The 18995-nt window shown below is 43.0% G+C and carries 14 protein-coding genes; 2 read left to right on the forward strand and 12 right to left on the reverse strand.

What is annotated here, in order from left to right; translation table 11 throughout:
• Window positions 1-69: 69 nt before the first annotated feature.
• Together N4J56_RS30815 and N4J56_RS30820 are read left to right on the forward strand one after the other, a co-directional pair.
• Entirely contained in the window at window positions 70-1128 is a 1059-nt protein-coding gene (locus tag N4J56_RS30815; RefSeq protein ID WP_317110091.1) for an AI-2E family transporter, read from the forward strand.
• A 191-nt stretch (window positions 1129-1319) separates the two neighbouring features.
• Window positions 1320-2951, forward strand: coding sequence for a glycosyltransferase family 39 protein (locus N4J56_RS30820; RefSeq protein ID WP_317110092.1), 1632 nt, complete (start codon window positions 1320-1322; stop codon window positions 2949-2951).
• A gap of 909 nt (window positions 2952-3860) precedes the next feature.
• On the opposite strand, the gene N4J56_RS30825 is transcribed toward N4J56_RS30820, so the two are convergent.
• The 12 genes from N4J56_RS30825 to N4J56_RS30880 form a co-directional block, all read right to left on the reverse strand.
• Entirely contained in the window at window positions 3861-4817 is a 957-nt protein-coding gene (locus tag N4J56_RS30825; RefSeq protein WP_317110094.1) for an SDR family oxidoreductase, read from the reverse strand.
• A gap of 185 nt (window positions 4818-5002) precedes the next feature.
• Window positions 5003-6322 (reverse strand): NAD(P)H-dependent oxidoreductase, encoded by a 1320-nt coding sequence (locus tag N4J56_RS30830; RefSeq protein ID WP_317110095.1) that lies wholly within the window; start codon window positions 6320-6322, stop codon window positions 5003-5005.
• Window positions 6323-6733: 411 nt separating this feature from the next.
• Complete coding sequence (locus N4J56_RS30835; protein WP_317110097.1) at window positions 6734-8083, reverse strand: GDSL-type esterase/lipase family protein; 1350 nt, start codon at window positions 8081-8083, stop codon at window positions 6734-6736.
• Window positions 8084-8204: 121 nt separating this feature from the next.
• Entirely contained in the window at window positions 8205-9536 is a 1332-nt protein-coding gene (locus N4J56_RS30840; RefSeq protein ID WP_317110099.1) for a GDSL-type esterase/lipase family protein, read from the reverse strand.
• A gap of 2 nt (window positions 9537-9538) precedes the next feature.
• A complete protein-coding gene (rfbC, locus tag N4J56_RS30845; RefSeq protein ID WP_317110100.1) occupies window positions 9539-10087 on the reverse strand; it encodes a dTDP-4-dehydrorhamnose 3,5-epimerase in 549 nt (182 codons plus the stop codon).
• An 88-nt stretch (window positions 10088-10175) separates the two neighbouring features.
• Window positions 10176-10925, reverse strand: a complete 750-nt coding sequence (locus tag N4J56_RS30850; protein WP_317110101.1) for an acyltransferase — start codon at window positions 10923-10925, stop codon at window positions 10176-10178.
• Window positions 10926-11117: 192 nt separating this feature from the next.
• Window positions 11118-12440, reverse strand: a complete 1323-nt coding sequence (locus tag N4J56_RS30855) for a glycosyltransferase family 1 protein (protein ID WP_317110103.1) — start codon at window positions 12438-12440, stop codon at window positions 11118-11120.
• Complete coding sequence (gene hepA / locus N4J56_RS30860; protein WP_410500643.1) at window positions 12440-14290, reverse strand: heterocyst formation ABC transporter subunit HepA; 1851 nt, start codon at window positions 14288-14290, stop codon at window positions 12440-12442. The genes N4J56_RS30855 and hepA overlap by 1 nt, the downstream gene beginning before the upstream one ends.
• 252 nt (window positions 14291-14542) lie before the next feature.
• Complete coding sequence (locus tag N4J56_RS30865) at window positions 14543-15370, reverse strand: class I SAM-dependent methyltransferase (RefSeq protein ID WP_317110107.1); 828 nt, start codon at window positions 15368-15370, stop codon at window positions 14543-14545.
• Window positions 15371-15413: 43 nt separating this feature from the next.
• Entirely contained in the window at window positions 15414-17111 is a 1698-nt protein-coding gene (locus N4J56_RS30870; RefSeq protein WP_317110108.1) for a GMC family oxidoreductase, read from the reverse strand.
• Window positions 17112-17175: 64 nt separating this feature from the next.
• Window positions 17176-17943 (reverse strand): acyltransferase, encoded by a 768-nt coding sequence (locus N4J56_RS30875; RefSeq protein WP_410500645.1) that lies wholly within the window; start codon window positions 17941-17943, stop codon window positions 17176-17178.
• 4 nt (window positions 17944-17947) lie between these two features.
• Entirely contained in the window at window positions 17948-18907 is a 960-nt protein-coding gene (locus N4J56_RS30880) for a beta-1,6-N-acetylglucosaminyltransferase (protein ID WP_317110110.1), read from the reverse strand.
• Window positions 18908-18995: the final 88 nt, after the last annotated feature.

The raw sequence follows: 18995 nt of genomic DNA on the forward strand, positions 1-18995 counted from the left end.
ATTTCCAACACTTACCATATGCTGTACTTCTAGCTGGAGATCTATGTTAAGCAAATAGCGATCGTACTTATGAAGCCAGATATGCAGGAACCACCGAATTTTTGGGAACGCTTAAATAATTTGGTATTGGTGCGTTTCTTGCTATTATTTCTTTCCGGTTGGGCTTCTATCTTGCTGCTGGAATATTTCGAGGATGTTATTGCAATTTTCTCATTTGCTGCGATCTTAGCGTTTTTACTCAGCTATCCCGTACAGTGGTTGCAAAAATACCTGCCTCGCTATGTAGCAGTTGCTATAGTTTTTCTGGTGAGTTTAGTATTAATTATTGCGCTCACAATTACTGTTGGTTTATCGCTAGTATCTCAAGCACAACAGTTAATTAATAGTATTACAGCTTTTTTGAACTCTTTAATTCCATTGGTAGAAAACCTAGAGGTCTTTTTACGCAATCGTAATATTATAGTCGATTTAAATGCTATTCAACAACAGTTACAAAATCAAATTCTCTCAGGACTGAGTGTGGGTTTATCTTATAGTTTTTCTACTATTCAAATATTTTTTACTAATTTTCTCAATTTAATTCTGATTGCGGTAGTTTCCTTTTTTATGCTGCTCGACGGTCAACGACTTTGGGGATTTATTCTAAAGTCTGTACCGAAAAATCGACGGGCAAGATTTGAACTTATTGTGAAGCGAAAATTTTCTGGTTTCGTACAAGGTCAACTCATTTTAATGTTATTCTTAACGACTTCTAGCTTTATAGTTTTCTTATTATTAAATGTACCTTTTCCTTTAGTTTTAGCAGCAATTGTAGGAGTTTTTGATGCAATTCCTGGGATTGGAGCAACTTTAGGAGTTGGAATTATTTTTCTAATTGTTTTATCTCAAAATGTCTGGCTGGCATTAAAAGTATTAGCTGCTTGTATTATTTTGCAGCAGATTCAAGATAATTTAATTTCTCCTAGAGTGATGCAAGGTTCGTTAAACGTTAATCCAGTCGTAATCTTTTTTGCTTTACTAGTGGGAGCAAGAGTAGCAGGATTATTAGGTGTTTTTCTGGCTATTCCCATTACTAGCGTGATTGTCAGTTTGTTTGAAATTGATGAAATGAAAGCAGAAGTGTCTTGAATGTCATTTGTAATTTGTCATTTGTCATTTGTGAAGGGCTTTTATCGTAGGGTGGGCAATGCCCACCTTACCACGTAATTTAGATGGGCAATGCTCACCTTACCACTGATATAAAGATTTTTAAACTAGGGGATATGACAGCATGAAATTCTACGTCTTTAGATAAAAATCTAATAGATAACGGTTTTTTAATGCATCGTTCCCTCACTAGCAAAAATTCCACTTGGTTGCAGAGGTTTCTCGTAGCTATTTTAGTCTTAGGTATATTTGTTCGCTTAATTAACCTCGATCGCAAAGTTTACTGGTTTGACGAAGGCTTTACTTCTTTAAGAGTTGGCGGTTATGTGATTCGAGAAGTCGTACAGCAAACTTTTAACGGGAAAATTATTGATGTTAGCGATTTTCGACAGTATTTAAGTCCAAATCACAACCGCAATTGGCTAGATACGATCGAATCGTTAGCAATAGAAGATCCACAGCATCCACCACTTTATTATTTAATGTTGCGTCAGTGGATGCAATGGTTTGGTAATTCGGTGACAGCTATCCGCAGTTTGTCAGCTGTTACTAGCTTACTTGTATTTCCTTGCATCTATTGGCTGTGCCGAGAATTATTTCCATCATCGCCCTTAACGGGATGGATGACGATCGCTTTAGTTGCTATTTCTCCGTTTCACGTCCTCTACGCTCAAGAAGCGCGACAGTATAGTTTATGGACTGTAACAATTTTACTTTCTAGTGCTGCTTTATTACAAGCCAAGCGCTGCTACAGTCAGTTGAATTGGGGAATTTATGCGATCGCGATCGCATCTGCTCTATATACATTTTTATTTTCTGCTTTTGTGGCGATCGCGCACGGAATTTATATATTTGTAAGTGAAAATTCGTGTCGAAGGTGGCGCTGGACAAAAGCAGTTCGAGCTTATTTATTAGCTACAAGTATAGCATTAGCAATCTTCACTCCTTGGCTAGCGATCGCCATTCATAACTATGGCAGATTGCGAGATTCAACGAATTGGATATCAGCAGCTAAAATATCTGCTTGTCAGCTAGTCTTTTCGTGGGGAAATACGATAAGACTAATTTTTTTCAATGCCACTAATTTAGACTTTTTAATCTTGCCATTGACTCTGATTTTAGTCGGATATGCAGCCTATTTCACCTATCGATTTTCCGAACGTAAAGTTTGGTTGTTTCTCTTCACTCTATTTGGAGGTACAGCCTTATGTCTGGCAATTCCAGACTTTATCACTCAGGGACAAAGAACGCTACAAGCTCGATTTTTGATTCCCTGCTATCTCAGCATTCAAATTGTTGTTGCTTATCTTTTGACTACTAAAATTGTTTCCCCTCATTTTCCTCAATGGCAAAGAAAAATTTGGTTATGGATAGCGATCGCTATCTTCATAGGTGGGATATTTTCTTCTACTAAAATTTCTTACTCAGAAGCCGCGTGGAATAAAGGTAAAAATCAAAACGATCCCGAAATTGCTCGAATTATCAATCAGGCTGCTCGTCCGCTAGTCGTTGTTAGTAATTATCAATCTCTGTACGATTGTAATGCTACTTATTTATTTTCTTTTAGCCATCTTCTAAATCCAAACGTTAAGCTTTTACTAGTCAATCAACAAAATATTGCAATTGATCCAGCGCAATTCAGTAATGTATTTTTATATAATCCCTGCGGTTTGACAGATTTCAAATCTAGATTTGCAAGGGAGTTTTTAGCACTAATATCTCGACTTGAAACAGAACAAAATTATATAATAGAGCCAATAAATGTCGAACAGTCTAATGTTATTTGGTCATTAAAATCCGTGTAACGATCTGTAGAGGCGCACAGTCGTGCGCCTCTACGAATGTATTTTACTTGCATAAGAAACGCTATAATTATAGCCCTTCTTAAAAGATTCAGCCCCTAAATTTGACTTTTAACCTTGTAATCTGTCCTCAAAACTTCCGAATAGCCAGTTGTCAATTTTGTTTTATTGATTGCTGGTTGCTTTGTAGCTTTTGGCATGTTGAAAAAAAAGTTTTTAAACAGTCTAAAGCAGTAAACGGGAAGTAGCAGAACCCAGAAAATAGTTGCTACAATTAAAATTGTAAAAGCTAAAAATCTATCTTCTACTGAAGGTTCGGGCTGGCGATGAAAGAAGGTCATCCAATTCATCAAAAAGTAGCAACTGCCAGCTAAGAAAATGCAAATTGATGCTGCAATGATAGTGTTCATGCCAAATTACACGGTTTTAGGTTAAACAGCGGTCACAAATAGTTCTTGGGATTTGCTATTTTGACGGTCATGCGTCATTTGCTAATTGCTAATGATATTTCTCATCAGGACTTTTTAGCTCGAATGAGACGTTAGACTTAGCAATCTGAAATAACTTTAAAATCGCTGGCGATCGCGTTATTGAATACACGTCATCGGCTTTTTATATTGTTTTTATTATTACCAACAACAATCGAGCGATAACTCTCCTTACGAACAGTTTATGACATATGAAGTTGCGAGCGACTCAAATTAACTTCAAATTAACTATTTTATGATTTGGCAGCAACCGCAAATTTGCCGATAGGCGAAATTATCTATATTTGTAATCGGGTGAAATTACGGAAAATCTAAAATTTTTAGAAAAATCATTGAACTTTGACATGTGTGAACTCAACGAATAACAGTAAGAGAGCAGAAAGATAGAAATACTTGCTGCTCCTTCACGAAAACTCTCATTGCTCTAAGCTATTGACGCAGTATGGAAAGGATAGTTTTCTGACTGACGGTGAGGCGATCGCGCCAATGTAAAGTGACTTTGGATCGAATCGGTAAGAGTAAAAAAATTTAATAATTGTTCCGCACCTTGCCGAGGATTCCAACCACATTGAAAATCAGGGAAAAACCGATGAATCTTGTCAAAAGTTAGAAATAGACCGCGATCGCCAAAACCATTATGTCCAAAGCTAAAATTCTCAACTTGAAAAACTTCTGCTACCATAGCAGCAATTTCTATGAGTTGATAGTTATGATTTGTATCACCAACATTAAAAATTTGTTGATGAACGAGAGGACGCGGTGCTTGGAGAATGCAATTGATAATTTGGCAGATATCTAAAACGTGGACGACAGGACACCAAGATAGACCCTTGCCAGGAATATTAATCTTATTAGCCGTCCAAGCTAATCCTGCCATATTGTTGAGAACGACATCAAAGCGAATGCGGGGAGAAGCACCGAAAGCTATTGCCGGACGGAGAATTGTCGGCGAGAATTCTACCGAGGCGATCGTCAATAGATCGCTTTCAATCGCAGCTTTACAAGTAGCAGAAGGAGTTTGAGGACGAACGGGAGATTCTTCCGTGACGTATTCTTCCTCACCCGCACCATAAACGCTACAGGACGACAAATAAATAAAGCGACTGACTCCAGCAGCTTTGGCTAAGTTTGCCAAGTGCATAGCATCTCTGTAGTGGATGTTACAGGCGATTTGCGGATGCAAGGTTGGAGTCCCGCAGATTTCTCCCGTGTGTATTACTACGTCAAAATTTTGCAAGTCTGTTACTGCCAGCTCAATCAAAGATAAGACAGCGCCACCGTTCGCTTGACTGACGCTAATCACCTCATGACCTTGTTGTGTGAAACAGGCAACAACGAGGGAACCTACATATCCTTCAGGATCGGTAACGAGTATTTTCATTATTTTCCGATAGCACCCTTGAATATCAGTTATCGTAGGGGCGGGTTTAACAAATAGATAGACAACTCAGGCAGTTTTTCCGCGCTCAAAACCCGCCCGTACAGGAGTCGAGGAAAGAGAGAGTCGCGGAGCAAGACAAGTCGCAAGTCACAACTAATTCCGCATTCCGCATTCCGAATTCTCCTTTACACTGCTACAGGAGATTTGGCGGTTGGCTGAATGCCGAAATGCACTTCTTGTTCTGCCCGTAATCGATCGCACAGTCTACCTGTAGGTAGTTCTACATCGTCGTAAGTGAGAACTGTATCTTTTGGCAAATCTCGCTTCAAGCGACAACCAACAGCCAAACCCATCGGTAAAAGATTTTGCGATCGCACCACGTCGGCATTTTCGCATTGTCCGTAAGTCATGTACTCGCCAATGCCATCGAGAGTTTCTCCAGCTTTGAGGTCGATTTTGGCAGTCGTCACAACTTCGACTACAGCACCAGCAATCGGAGTCATGACAGGATCTTGACATAAAACCGCCCGCGCTACTGACAAGGGAACTTCAAAGTGGCAGAGGTGGTAGGGAGTGTAAAAACTGTAGAGAGGACCTTCGCCCAACTTGTAGAGATTGAGATAGTGTCTCTGTTTCGGGTCGTCGTGGGTTCCAAAGACATATACCCCTGGACCGGGTTTAGCACCAACGGCATAATCAACAATCCCACCTAATGCTTTTAATTGGTCGAGATCGTATTTACTGGTCATTTCGTCTACATGACCGTCATGATAGTAGCCCAACATCCCGCGCTGGGCAACTTGCATACCTGTAGCGTTAGCCACGATCGCCTGCTCGAAAGAAATCTTGGTTCCGTCAGCAAAACTCGTTACCATACAAGGGTTTTGTCCCCAACGCTGAGCAAAACCTGCTTGGGTGGTAGGATTGCGGTAAGGATCTTGCAATCCTTTAATGTTGCCGCAGACTAGCGGAGTTAAACCAATACTCTTGACAAAACGGTAGAGATTCATCTGCACGCCTGGTTGGTCGCCATCGCAAGCAGATAAGATAACCCCAGCGCGATCGGCATAAACTTTGAGGATAGGACCGATCGTCCCGTCGAGTTCCGCATTCATCATAATGACATGCTTGCGGTGGGCGATCGCGCTCATAACGACATGCGCCCCAAATTCTACCGCGCCCGTGACTTCAATCAAAGCATCAATGCCCGTAGCTTGACACAATAGCATTGCGTCATCTGTGACTGCATACTGTCCGGCGGCGATCGCTGCTTCTAAGCCAGATACAGTTTGGACGGCTTTTGCGTCCTCTATTCCCGCTTCCCGATAAGCACGCATGGCTTTATCAACATCACGGTTAAAAATTGCCACCAGTTCCATACCTGGGACGGAATTGATAATTTGGTTGGCAATACCTCGTCCCATAAAGCCAGCACCAATCATTCCCACCCGAACGGGGTTGCCTGCTTCTGCCCGTGCTTGTAAAGCGCGATCGACAATGATCATGATGTATGTTCCTTAATTCAATTATCAGTTATCAGTTGTTGTAGGGGCGGATTTAGCGAAAAGACTCACAACCACAGCAGTCAATCTTGGCTCAAAACCCGCCCTTGCAGTTACGAGTTAGTTGTTGTAGGGGCGGGTTTAGCGAAAAGACTCACAACCACAGCAGTCAATCTTGGCTCAAAACCCGCCCTTGCAGCAATGCAAAGGAATATTTTCATAGTATTTCTACAGGAGATTTTGGCATTCCGGTCTTGCATGAAATTGAAGTATAGTTATCGTTTACACGCCTCTAACATAAATTGAAAGTGGTTTTTGGTTGATGGTTCCCAGGCAGTATAGCTTTAATGATGAAATACAAAAAAAGGAGCAAAAAGCCCCTCCTGTAAGAGTTTTACTCAGCAATCGCCTCAATTACGCCACTATACTAATTTGAGTTGGATTTAGGTTAGGTAAGCCACTGAACTGAGCTATGGTGACAGCTGAGTTCGTACCATTACCATCCGCATCAAAACTCAATATACCTGTAGCGGTATCGTATAAAAAGTTTGCATTATTACCGAGAGATTGGGGATTGTTACCACTAACAAACGTGCCAGTAGCAGCAGCAGTTAAACTTAACGTTACCCCATCTGCTAAACCACCACCGAAACCGCTAGCAGAGAATTGAATCAAATCGTCGGTGGCGTTAAAGTCAGTAATCGTATCGCCGCCATCTGTATAGGAGCGATACACGAAAACATCTCTTCCACCGCCGCCAGTTAGCACATCCGCCCCAGCGTTGCCCGCGATCGCATTTCCCACCGCATTCCCGATTAGCGTGTCATTGTATTTAGAACCGTCAATGTATTCGATATTAACGAGCGTGTCGCGATCGACTGCGAACGTACCTTGGCTTATACCCAAATCTTGTAGGGCTTCGTACCATAAACTCGCAATCTTACTGTAACCCGTCGTAGTAGGATGCAGCCCATTATCATCTGGTGGTCTAGAAATATCGTCCGTCGTCAGAGAACTCATATCGACGAACTTAACTTTTTTGCCCTCTGCTAGCTTTTGCTCCACAATCCCAGGAATGGCAGCATTATACTCCGCTATTTTTTGTACCCGTTCCTGATTGTTGGTCGGTGGAATGGTGGCTACAAATACATAAGTATCTGGGGAATACTGGACGATCTTGTCAATTAAATTGCTCAGCTCTTGGGACATTTGCCCTACAGAATCTCCGTAGGTGTCATTTGTGCCAATCGTTAATAGAACGATATCTGGCTGGGAAGTATTTAGCCACTCATTAACTTTGCCGTCGATCTGGTCGATCGTCCAGCCGCCATGTCCTTCATGGTCTTTATCGCTGAGGGTGGTAGGTCCATTAGACAGGGAACCCACAAAATCTATACTAATTCCATTAGCCTGCAATAACTCCGACAACTTCAGGCGATAGCCTCCTGAGTCAGGATTTACATCACTGACAAAACCATAGGTAATCGAGTCACCCAGGGGCATTAACTTGGCTGTGCGCGTCGCTACGCCCGCAGTTAGGTCAACGGTAACACCACTGGTAGCATTAAAATAACTAACCGTGTCAATTCCCGCGCCACCATCTAAAGCGTCTTTGCCCGTACCACCAATCAAAATGTCATTGCCAGTTCCTCCGATAAGCGTGTCATCGCCTTCTAATCCATAGATGATACTGTCCTGGGCATTGCCCTGCAAATTGTCAGCAGCTTTAGTACCAAATATTTCTGGCAAAACTCTACTCCCCACACTTACTGGTTGACTGTTCTATCCGCAAAATTACACCTATAGATAGATGTAACAGCTAGATATTTACAGAATCAACCCGGCGAAGAGTATTTCCGCACGTTTTGCTTTAGTTTTACCGAAACTAAGCAATAATTTGGATTTGCTCCCAATTTAAACTAGGTAAGCTCCTGAGTCTGGCTATGGCAATGGCTGCATCAATCCCATCTCCATCTTGGTCAAAACTCAGAATACCCGTGACAGTATTGTAGAGAAAGTTGGCGCTTGTACCTAGAGCGAGGGGATTATCGCTGCTGATAAAAACACCTGTTGCTGCTTCCGTCAAGCTCAAAGGCGTACCCGCAATTAAGCCACCACCAAAGCCAGCAGCAGAAATTTGGAAAAAATCATCTGTACCAAAATCGGTAATGGTGTCGCTACCATGATGAGACGAGCGATAGATAAAGGTATCTATACCCCCACCTCCAGTCAGAATATCCCTACTTGCAGCACCTTCTAGGACGTTATTACTAACATTACCTAATAATTTATCCTTATAAGCCGTACCAATCACGTTTTCGACACTGCTGATGGTGTCGCGCTCCACGAGTGCGTCATACCATTTATTCCCAATTTTTTTGTAGCCTTGAGAACTGGGGTGAACGCCATCCGATCCGAGATCGTCAATGATTAAACTACCCTCTGCATCTACAAAAGCTACTTTTTTACCTTGGCTAACTTTATTGTTAACCAGTTGGGGAAGCAGAGCGTTAAAGTCTTCAGCGTTTTCTGCTGCTTCTGGTTTTACACCTTTAGATCCATTTGGATCGATCGGTGCAATGGAGGAAACAAAAATCTGCGTGTTGGGTGACTGTTGCGCAATGCGATCGATCAGGCGGCTCAGATCGCCATACATTTCATTGACAGAACTCGATCCCGTATCGTTCGTGCCAATCGTCAATAGTATGATGTGCGGCTGATAAGTTTTGAGTATACCTGTGTCGAGTAAAGCAGAAATCTCATCAGTCGTCCATCCGCCATGTCCCTCATGGTCTGTATCGCCGAGTCTGCTAGGTCCATTGGATAGCGAACCCACAAAATCTATGCTCAAACCATCCGTTACAAAATTTTGCCACAACTGAATCCGATAGGCTCCGGGAGTCGGTTCGACACGGTGTCCGCCTGCGGTTTTGGAATCGCCAAGGGGCATAATTCTCGGCGTTCCTGACGTTCCGTATATCGGCGCTAAGATAACACCTCGATTGAGATCGGCTATAATCCCCCTGGTGGATTGGCTGTAATCCACGGTATCGATACCGTCACCCCCAATCAGACGGTCTTTACCCTTACCTCCGATGAGAATATCGTTACCTGCTCCACCATCAATAGTATCGTCACCCCCAGCTCCATTGATGATGTCATTTTGGCGATCGCCACGCAAAATTTCGGTAGCTTCAGTACCGTTAATCGCGCTCAACTCTAGACTCCTACACTCACGGGTTCTAATAGTAAAGACCAAGTTGCATCCTTAGGCGAAATCTCGCTCACAGGTAAGCGCCACTCAATCGCTAGCGCCGGATCGTTGTAGCGTAGTCCTTTTTCGTAACCTGGAGTGTAAAACTCGCTCACTTGATACACGACTTCAGCATTAGGCGTGAGGGTTTGATAGCCATGAGCAAACAGATCCGGTACGTATAAAGCTCTACGATTTTCAGCCGAGAGTTCTACGCCAATATGTGACAAATAGGTCGGAGAATCAGGACGCATATCGATAATTACGTCGTAAATCGCACCTTGAGTACACCGGACTAACTTAGTTTCTGTAGCTGGGGGAGTTTGATAGTGCATACCCCTGAGCGTGCCTTTTTTATGGTTAAAAGACAAATTACACTGAGCGACAGTTGGCTTTAATCCGTGGTCGATAAATTCCTTCATGCAAAAAGTTCGAGCAAAGAAACCTCTATGATCGACTCGCTTGTCTAAGTCAATAATGAATGCGCCTTTGAGTTTTGTTTCGATAAATTTCATGAATTTCTCCAAAAAAATTGCAATGAATGTCTATAACTAAACCCGAACTCTCCGTCCTCATCTTGAGATTTAAAGCAGTGCTTTATCTCTACAATTTGTTGTAAGCATCATGTCGTTGAGAAATTACCTTAGCAGGTACACCCACTGCCACAGAGTAAGGTGGAATATCTTTAGTTACCACAGCTCCTGCTCCAATGACACTTCCTCTACCAATGGTTACTCCATCAACAACTCTGACTCCACTACCCAGCCAGCAATCATCCTCAATCGCAATTCCCTTTTCTTTGTAAATAATTCCTTGTCCTCTGATGGGACGAGTACAATCCGAAAAATTATGATTGCCAGCATAAATTCCGTTGTGGGAAGCAATCAAACAGTTTTTTCCAATGCTGATAGATTTACCAGACAAACAGGTATAGGGACCGATGTGAGTATTTGCGCCAATCTCAATCGTACCCATACGATGAACTTTGATATCAACTCCACGTTCAATTAATGTCCCATCTCCGATCCGAATTCTGCTATTGTGAGCGGAGCTTTTTAAGCGAACGCCAGACTCAAGAGTCACCGAATCTCCAATCCAGATTTTGCTCGTTTTCCCGACGTTTTTTAAGATAACTCCAGACTCAAGCGTAGTTCTGTTTCCAATTTCGATCCCATGAGGACGCAAAAGTTGAACGCCTCGATGAATTTGAGCAGATGTACCTAATCGCGCAAATATAGTGCGGTAGATCGGCATTTTTAAAATCGAAAATGGAATCCACTCTACTAATTTAGTGGCTAAAGCTTCTTTCCTATGGAGCCACTTTAATAAAGACGGATCGTTTACAAAATTCATGATGCTGTATCTCTCTACTAAGTTCTAGTTCGCCTAATCTTTCCATCCAAATTTTTCACCATTGAAATTTTTCGTTGCCCGATCGCGCGTTTATGATTGGAATAGCTGGTGAGAAATCCTATAACTTCGCTTCAAGATACTACATAAATCTTTAATTTTAGGGAAAGAAGCATTAACAAACGAACACTTAATTTAATTAAGTGCAGCCTGACCAGTCGTTAATACTCCACTCTCAGAATTTTGATTTTCTTTTGGTAATAAATTAGGGGTAGCTTTCCCTAATACTTGTTTCAAGACTTCTTGATACCGTACAGCGTTAAATGTATTGACAACTTTTTGACGACTCTGTTCCCAATCCACAGGATAAGCTACACCATGAATAATATTTAAAATTGACATGACAATTGACTCAACCGCAGGTTCGCACGTCCAAAAGTCTACTTCAGGGTTAAAAAATTCGGTCAAGGCAGGAGCATTCATAGTTAAGATTGGAAGTCTCATAGCAAGAGCTTCATTCAACTTATTTGGCAGAGCATGGCGCGCTGCATCTCCATCTCCGAAGATACCTAATGCTAGATCGCAGTTCTCGACTAAATATTTAGGTAAAGAGCCATCAGCAAAGTTGAGATCTTTTCTGAGAAAAACACAATCTCCAAGATTTGCTAGCTGAATCTTCTCAGCATAAGTGGAAAAAATAGGTCGGTCTACACCAAATAAATTGCAAGTAAACTTGACTTCTTTTTCCTTTAAAGTTTGCATTGCTTGCAAGATCTTGTCTATGCCGTGCAACGGAATAAACGTTCCCCACCAGCAAATTCTCAGTACGCCATCCTGCATGAAGCTTCTTTGATGCAACAGCGTGGTAGAAGTATTGCAGTTAGGAGCGATAAAAACCTTACTGCGATCAACATGAATGTCGAGTAGTTTTTCCCAATATACTAATTCGTAATCGGCACTATGGATCAAATAATCCGATTTAGTGAGAGCCAAAATATCGAACTCCTTAAAGGCTTTGGCTTTTTTATCGTCAACTTTAATCGTTTTGTATTCTTTTACATAGTTGTCGTAAAGCGAGATGTGCATCTCGACAATTAATTTCTTGCGCAAGAGCTTAGCTACCCAAAGAACATTTTTAATGTAAATAGTATTTTTGGGCAGCAAATATATGACATCGGCAAAGATAGCCTTAACAAAAAAGTCGAGCCAAGCAAATATAGTTAAGAACTTGTTGCTCGTCCAATAAAAGTCGGGATTAAATTGAGCAATACAATATTGCGATCGCTGAAGCAGATCGATCAAGACCTTGGAACGATAATTGACCGGAAAAGATTTTCCATATAGCAGAATTTTGATTGCTCTTGTATTTGTTGACACGATTATTTCAGTCCTGAGTTGAAATAGAGTGTGGGGTGTGAGGGAAAGAGAGCTGAGGGAGCGATCGGGAGCAGAGGGAGCTGGGGGAGCTGGGAGAGAAAGCGATGACCAATGACCAATGACCAATGACAGAAGTTTCATTAACTCATCTGAGTGACTTCATGTTGCATTTGGTGATACTTCCAGAGATTGCCGCGCTGTTGCAGCAACTCTTGATAAGTTCCTTGTTCGAGAATGCGTCCTTGTTCTAGTACGACGACCTTATCGGCGCGAATGATTGTTGAAAGCCTGTGAGCGATCGCAATCACCGTGCGTCCTTGAGATAGCTTTTCTAATGACTCTTGAATCAGCCGCTCGGAAACGGAGTCTAAAGCACTTGTCGCCTCATCTAAAATCAAAATATCTGGGTCGCGTAACAAGGCACGGGCGATCGCCAACCGCTGGCGCTGACCTCCAGATAACCGTACTCCCCGTTCTCCCAATTGAGTGTCAAAACCTTCAGGTAGTTTATGGATAAATTCCAGTGCGTTAGCGAGTCGAGCCGCTTCCCAAACCGCTTCTTCATCTACTTCTTCTAAAGCGTAGGCAATATTGTCTCGCACGGAAGCATTAAAGATAAATGTATCCTGACTGACTACAGCTAGCTTGCGACGCAGCGATTTAATATCATATTCTTTCAAGTCAATGCCATCAATGAAAACTTGCCCTTGAGTGGGGTCGTAAAATCGCGGAATTAAATCTGCCAACGTCGTTTTGCCAGCACCAGAAGCTCCAACTAATGCCGTCATCTCACCACGATTAATCGTTAGCTTGATGTTATGCAATACTGAATGTTTCTTGTCGTAACCAAAATCTACAGACACAAACTCAATCGCTCGCTGTAACTTGGAAAACTGAAGTTTGCCATTGCGTAAATACGTTTTGTTATCAGTCCGCAACAGCTCTTTAATATTGCTGAACGATCCCTGAAAACTGCTGAACTTTGCCCTGGCTCCATCTAATTGACGGCGAATTGGCATTAGACGTAACAAGACAAACAGAAATGTCAGCAAACCTGCTGGTTGCAGTTGTCCGTTTGGGATTAAAACAGCAAACGCTAAAAACAAAATGCCAAACAGGATAAAAGTAGCTATCCCTTCCGAGACAGGTTCTACTAATGCTTGGGCAGCTCTGGATTTAGTACTAGCTTGCAATAGTTGCAAACTCGCATCGTGAAATCGCTTGCGCTCGAAGTCCTGAGCGGCAAAAGCTTGAACGGTGCGAATCCCATTGATAAATTCCAACGCTACTGAAACATACCAGCGTCGAGCCTTTGTGGTAGCAAAACTCGCTTCTCGGATCTGCCCTAATAGACTTGTTATCCCTACCGATAGCAAGCCGAATAGCATGGCTGTAATAATCATCAGCTGCCAAGACAGCATGAACATGGAGATCGTATATGCGATGAGAGTCGAACCCCGCGTGAAAAAAGTAGCTAGGACATCAAAAGCCAGCGTAATTTGATTGACTTCGCTCGTCAGGCTGTTAACTAAATTTCCCGCACGGGTCTTGGTGAAAAAACTTAAGCTGAGTGCTTGCAACTGCTCGAAAACTTGCAAGCTTAACCGATATCCTAAAGTATACTGAGCCGTAAAAACGTAAAGCCGTCCTAAGTACGTCAAGCCCAACCGCAGTAGAGTTGTGAGCAGAACTAAAGCAGACGAGCGGAAGAGTCGCTCGCTAGTAGAAGCATTGACCGCTAAAATCCACACATCAAACCAGCCCACCCCAGTTTGAATTGGTTTGGCGTTGGGATTGAGTACGCTATGTAAGACAGCTAAGATAAACCCAACTCCAAAGCCCTCCAATACTGCCGCTGACAACGTGAAAACTGCTGCCAGAATTGCAATTTGCCGAAAGTGCTTGAACTCGCGCAGGATAAAATAATATTCTTTCCAAAAGCTCGTAGCTACTAGAAAATTGCGAACTGGCGTGGGAAGTTTGATATGCATGTGATTTCTAGATATATGATTTCTAGATAGTGGTTGCGATTGAGCGATCGCCAAAACTGAGCAAAATAAGTCAGAAGTCAAAATGAAGGAGTTGTAAGGGCGGGTTCACCAGCTATATTGACTCCAACAAAGAGTTCGGGTAAACCCGCCCTTAGAGAAGCTAGCAGTGATGGTAGTTGGTAGTTGGTAGTTGTTGCTCCTAGTCTCTTCTACCCTGCTCCCTGCTCTCTACTCCCTGCTCCCTGCTCCCTGCTATTTAGCTATTAGCCAATTAGAAAAAAGCCTACGTATTTTATTCAAACCATGCTGCGGCTGGGCGAGATAAAGGGTCGTATGGTAGACAAAGCTAACCATGCCGCGTTCGTCTGCCCAACGAGCGTGCAATTCCTGTAAATCCACAAGCAGTTGCCGATGCGCTGCTCCCTCTTGAGGGACAAACGATTTACTGAGCGCGTAACCGACTGTCCCCACCAAATCTAACTCGTGCTTGTAAGTAAAAGTATGGCGACGGACGCGCCCGAAATTTGAACTTGACATCAAGATCCGAGCAACTGAGTTTTGCGGCTTGGTCGTTGGTAACTCGCTCATCGATGCTTTCACGAGGCGATCGAATTCTACAGAAAATTCGTCATCTGCTGCTCGTTGATTCCAAGCGATCGCCAGCCGTCCAGATGGTTTGAGAATGCGGTGGAACTCGGCTAGGGTTGGCTGAGGATTAAACCAATGAAAAGCCTGGAAGGATGTAATCAGATCGACAGATGCGGTTGGGAGATGAGTGTGTTCGGCGCTAGCATCGCAGAATTTTACCAGGGGATGATTTTGGGCAGCGCTGCGCATTGAAGTATTCGGCTCGATCGCCCAGACGTGGATACCGCGCTCTGCTAGCAACCGCGAGGCTATACCCGTACCAGCTCCCACATCTGCTGCTGCTAGCTGCGATGGTTCGCCCAGTTCTTTCAAAATAGTGTCGATGACGCTAGGCGGGTAAGTCGGTCGGTATTTAGCATAATCTACTCCGCGCTCGGAAAATGCGCTGAGTGGATCGATCTCGTAATATGCTGAATTATTCGCGATCGTCATGAAATTGCTTAGTTTGTAAAAATGTAGTTGTATTTGTTGTTCGCTACTGGACGTGCAACAACTGCTCGTTGCCTATGGCGATCGCATCTAGTTCGATCGCTTGTTTAATCCGATCTGCCAGTCGCATTGCTAAAGCAACAATAGTCAGAGTTGGATTGGCAGCACCCCCAGTAGGAAAAACAGAACTGCCTGCGACGTACAAATTAGCAATGCCATGAATACAACAGTTTTCATCGACCACACCTTGCTTGGGATCGACATGCATTCGCGTTGTTCCCATGTGATGCATTCCACCGTAGTATTTGGGTTTAGTACGTCCGGTCAGTTCGCGCCATGACTGAAACTGACCGAGATCGGCTTGAGCAATTTCTTCTCTAAGGATTTCTTCTACCTGCAAGTTGCTCTGAATTTCTAGCTCGCTCGAATGCCAGCGGATGTGTTGTATTCTCCTGAGTCCCAGGCGATCGCGTTCCTCGCCTAGCGTGACTCGAATGTCTGGATTCGGTATTTGCTCCGTAGCCGCCCAAACTTCAAACGCACCAAATCTTTTTTCATTATTTTGAAAATACGACCAACCACCCTCGCTAATGCTATAGGGTGTTTCTTCAATTTTAAAAGTGCGTCTATAGATATGAGATTTAATTTCATCTATACCATTAATTGCTGCTTGCAAATGCGATCGCGCCTGTGGTACTTTGCCCTGTCGTATTGATGAGAGAAAAGTTTTCAATGACTTAACAGCGGGTGACTCATATGCTAGCGATCTAGGGACGAGAATTAGGCTCGTATTTAATAATTGCTGCTGGCGCATCACTGCGTCTGTCAGACTCAGTTTGCCCATAACTAAAATATTATTTGCCCAGCGGAGATCGTATAGTGCTGTTGAATTAAATAACTGTCGATCTTTCGGTCGAAACACGCCAATTTGAAAAATTGGATGTTCCATAAAAAATCTGCCAACTAGATCGTTTTGGTTGCCTAATCCAGCCTTTTGAGCCTTGTTTGACAGCAGCAACAAGCGGGCATTTTCAATTCCACCTGTGGCAAGAACGAAGATTTTGGCGGCTACCCAAAATTGATTTCCCGACAAACAAGCGACTCGGACGCGAGTTATCGCTTTAGCCGTATCGTTAGTTTCAATCTCGACAACATTCGCATTGAGATAAGTTGTAATGTTTGGCGATCGCGCAATTTCGCTTTTGAGTTCGTGCGTGAAGACGTTGCGCGGTCCAAACTGATACATAGTCGTTTCAAGCCGCCCCTCAGCTAAAGGTAGCCGTGGAGTGCGATCGTCTTCCCAGTCTTCTGCATGGTAAGCGAAGGGTCGCAGTCGGCACAGGTGTTGAGCGCGTTCGTAAAACGGATCGAGGTGAGATTTGTCAAACGACCAGCCGCTATATGGCAACCAATCTCGCCGTTCAAAATCGATTTTGTCTAGCGGCAGCAGTCTGACGCTGTAGTGGTTTTCTCCGGTTCGATCTCTCCAGAGGTTAGCAGTGCCACCAAATTGACGGCAGCGAGATCTGTCAAGCTTTTGTTTAATTTCTTCAACTATCCTGCCCTGGGAGAGAGACTGCGTGGCTTCATCCAGCTCGGTTCCGCCGCTTTCGAGCAAACAAACGCGAAAGTTCTGCGATCGCAACTCATGTGCCAGCGTAGTTCCGGCGGGACCAGTACCGATGATGCAAACTTCGCTGTCAATGACTGTATCTTCTGGTAATGTCCTAGCATCAACAAACATAATAAATTTGGCGAATCAAATTCGCGGCTACACACACAGACCCGCCATGCGGGTTGAATATCTTCTAATTGCTGGGGCTGGGTACGAGGTTTGACTCTGCTAGACTACTGCGCAGTTTCACGACACGAGCAGGCACGCCCAAAGCGATCGCGCCCTCCGGTATATCTTGCGTCACAACTGCACCAGCACCAATGACAGCACCCTTACCAATGCGTACCCCATCTAGAACGATGACCCCAAAGCCTAACCAGACATCATCTTCGATCGCGATACCTCCTTTGGTCTGTAAAGGTTGCTTCGCGATCGGCAGATCTGGCGCAATCGCATGATCGTAGGGATAAAAAGCACAATTTGGGGCAATCAAGACATTGCTGCCAATTTGAATTGCTGACTTGTATGCTGAAAACTGGCAGCGGGGCTGAACGGATGTATTCTCTCCGATTTGCAAACTGCCACCATTCCCCGTCTGAATGCAAATATCCTGATGCAGGCGCACCCGATCGCCTAACTGAACTGAACCACTATTGCGATCCTCAAAAATTAAAACGCGATCGCTAATAAAAACGTTAGCGCCGAGTTTCAATTGGGAGTGATACACGGTGGCACTAGGCGCAATATATCCTTTTGAGTTGTATTGAGCTAAACGACGACGCTCGTAGTAGGGTGGAATGAACCAGGTAGCAAGCCAAGTAGCCAATCGCCCGAAATAGCCTAATCCAGCAAATTTCATCCAAAAGCGCGACCAGATAGTTACGAGAAAGCTGAGTAATTTATCTGGTTGTCTTATTTTGCCAATTTGAGTCCAGATATTTTGAGTTAAACTGCGATCCATATATTCAGTCACAACTGTTACTCTTTTGAATACGTTCGGGTGCAAGTGGAGAATTATTTAAGACTTGAGTGTCAAGTAAGTCTAAGATTTCACTATCTATCTCGGCATCAAATTTTCTGGCAAAATGAAAATTACCGTTAGTGACGCTCGGGTAGTCTGTAACAGTTAGCAACCTAGCATAACCTCCAAGTTCTAGAGGATAATCATAATAACGCTTGTCATCATTACAAAGATTGAACTGCTGACTATTAACTAATACGGTTTGAATCAGAGATTCTTCAGGACCGATCGTTCTTTTGTAATATCTCAATATGTTAGGATGTTCGCTCAAGTAGTTAATTAGAAATTTGATACAGTTTCTTGAAAGCGTATTCCAGTACCATCCTCGGTAACATTTAAAATTGCGATCGAACGGAGTTTTTGTTTTCAGCCCGACCATAGAGTATCGCCATTTTACAATCAGTGGCGTGTAGTGTTCAATTTTTCCAGAATACTTTCTTAATAGCCAAGCAGTTGAGTCTGGAAGCTGCACGTACTGATGAAAAAATCGCTGGATACTCTTCTCATTCCATGCAGATTTTTCTGCTAGCGGGTCGTAATAGCGAATGAAGCCATCATATTCAGTTTTAGATAAAAATTGCTCAATTTTAGATATGGGTTGAGTTGGATAATCTTGACCAGAAAGGCAAATCAGCCAATCAAAGTCAAAACCACGATCGCCTAGCAATCTGATGGCTTCTAAATAAGTTTCTAGAATCGATGAATTGGCGCGTTTAATCGACTTACTTCTTTGAAGTAGCTCGATTCCTGAATAATTACCGACATCTCTTAAATCTAAATTTGAAATACCAAAGTTATGATTTACTAATACTTGAGAATTAGGGTTACCTTGTTTAATAGCTCTAATCAAGCGGCAAATCTGCTCTGGGTTTTTATGACTTTGAATAAAATAGCAAATCTTCATTTTTCTGCATAGTTAGATAGATGAACGATGCAGATTGCCCCCTGACAGAAGTCAAAATAACTTCGCCTTACTTGTGATTTTCATTCTT

The sequence above is a fragment of the Chroococcidiopsis sp. SAG 2025 genome, from assembly GCF_032860985.1.
GTDB lineage: Bacteria > Cyanobacteriota > Cyanobacteriia > Cyanobacteriales > Chroococcidiopsidaceae > Chroococcidiopsis.

Bases quoted from the DNA above. Each gene is read 5' to 3' on its own strand.
- N4J56_RS30875 (WP_410500645.1), bottom strand. From the start codon at position 17,943: ATGGATCGCAGTTTAACTCAAAATATCTGGACTCAAATTGGCAAAATA.
- hepA (WP_410500643.1), bottom strand. From the start codon at position 14,290: ATGCATATCAAACTTCCCACGCCAGTTCGCAATTTTCTAGTAGCTACG.
- rfbC (WP_317110100.1), bottom strand. From the start codon at position 10,087: ATGAAATTTATCGAAACAAAACTCAAAGGCGCATTCATTATTGACTTA.
- N4J56_RS30870 (WP_317110108.1), bottom strand. From the start codon at position 17,111: ATGTTTGTTGATGCTAGGACATTACCAGAAGATACAGTCATTGACAGC.
- N4J56_RS30880 (WP_317110110.1), bottom strand. From the start codon at position 18,907: ATGAAGATTTGCTATTTTATTCAAAGTCATAAAAACCCAGAGCAGATT.
- N4J56_RS30815 (WP_317110091.1), top strand. From the start codon at position 70: ATGAAGCCAGATATGCAGGAACCACCGAATTTTTGGGAACGCTTAAAT.
- N4J56_RS30830 (WP_317110095.1), bottom strand. From the start codon at position 6,322: ATGATCATTGTCGATCGCGCTTTACAAGCACGGGCAGAAGCAGGCAAC.
- N4J56_RS30825 (WP_317110094.1), bottom strand. From the start codon at position 4,817: ATGAAAATACTCGTTACCGATCCTGAAGGATATGTAGGTTCCCTCGTT.
- N4J56_RS30820 (WP_317110092.1), top strand. From the start codon at position 1,320: ATGCATCGTTCCCTCACTAGCAAAAATTCCACTTGGTTGCAGAGGTTT.
- N4J56_RS30855 (WP_317110103.1), bottom strand. From the start codon at position 12,440: ATGAAACTTCTGTCATTGGTCATTGGTCATTGGTCATCGCTTTCTCTC.
- N4J56_RS30850 (WP_317110101.1), bottom strand. From the start codon at position 10,925: ATGAATTTTGTAAACGATCCGTCTTTATTAAAGTGGCTCCATAGGAAA.
- N4J56_RS30865 (WP_317110107.1), bottom strand. From the start codon at position 15,370: ATGACGATCGCGAATAATTCAGCATATTACGAGATCGATCCACTCAGC.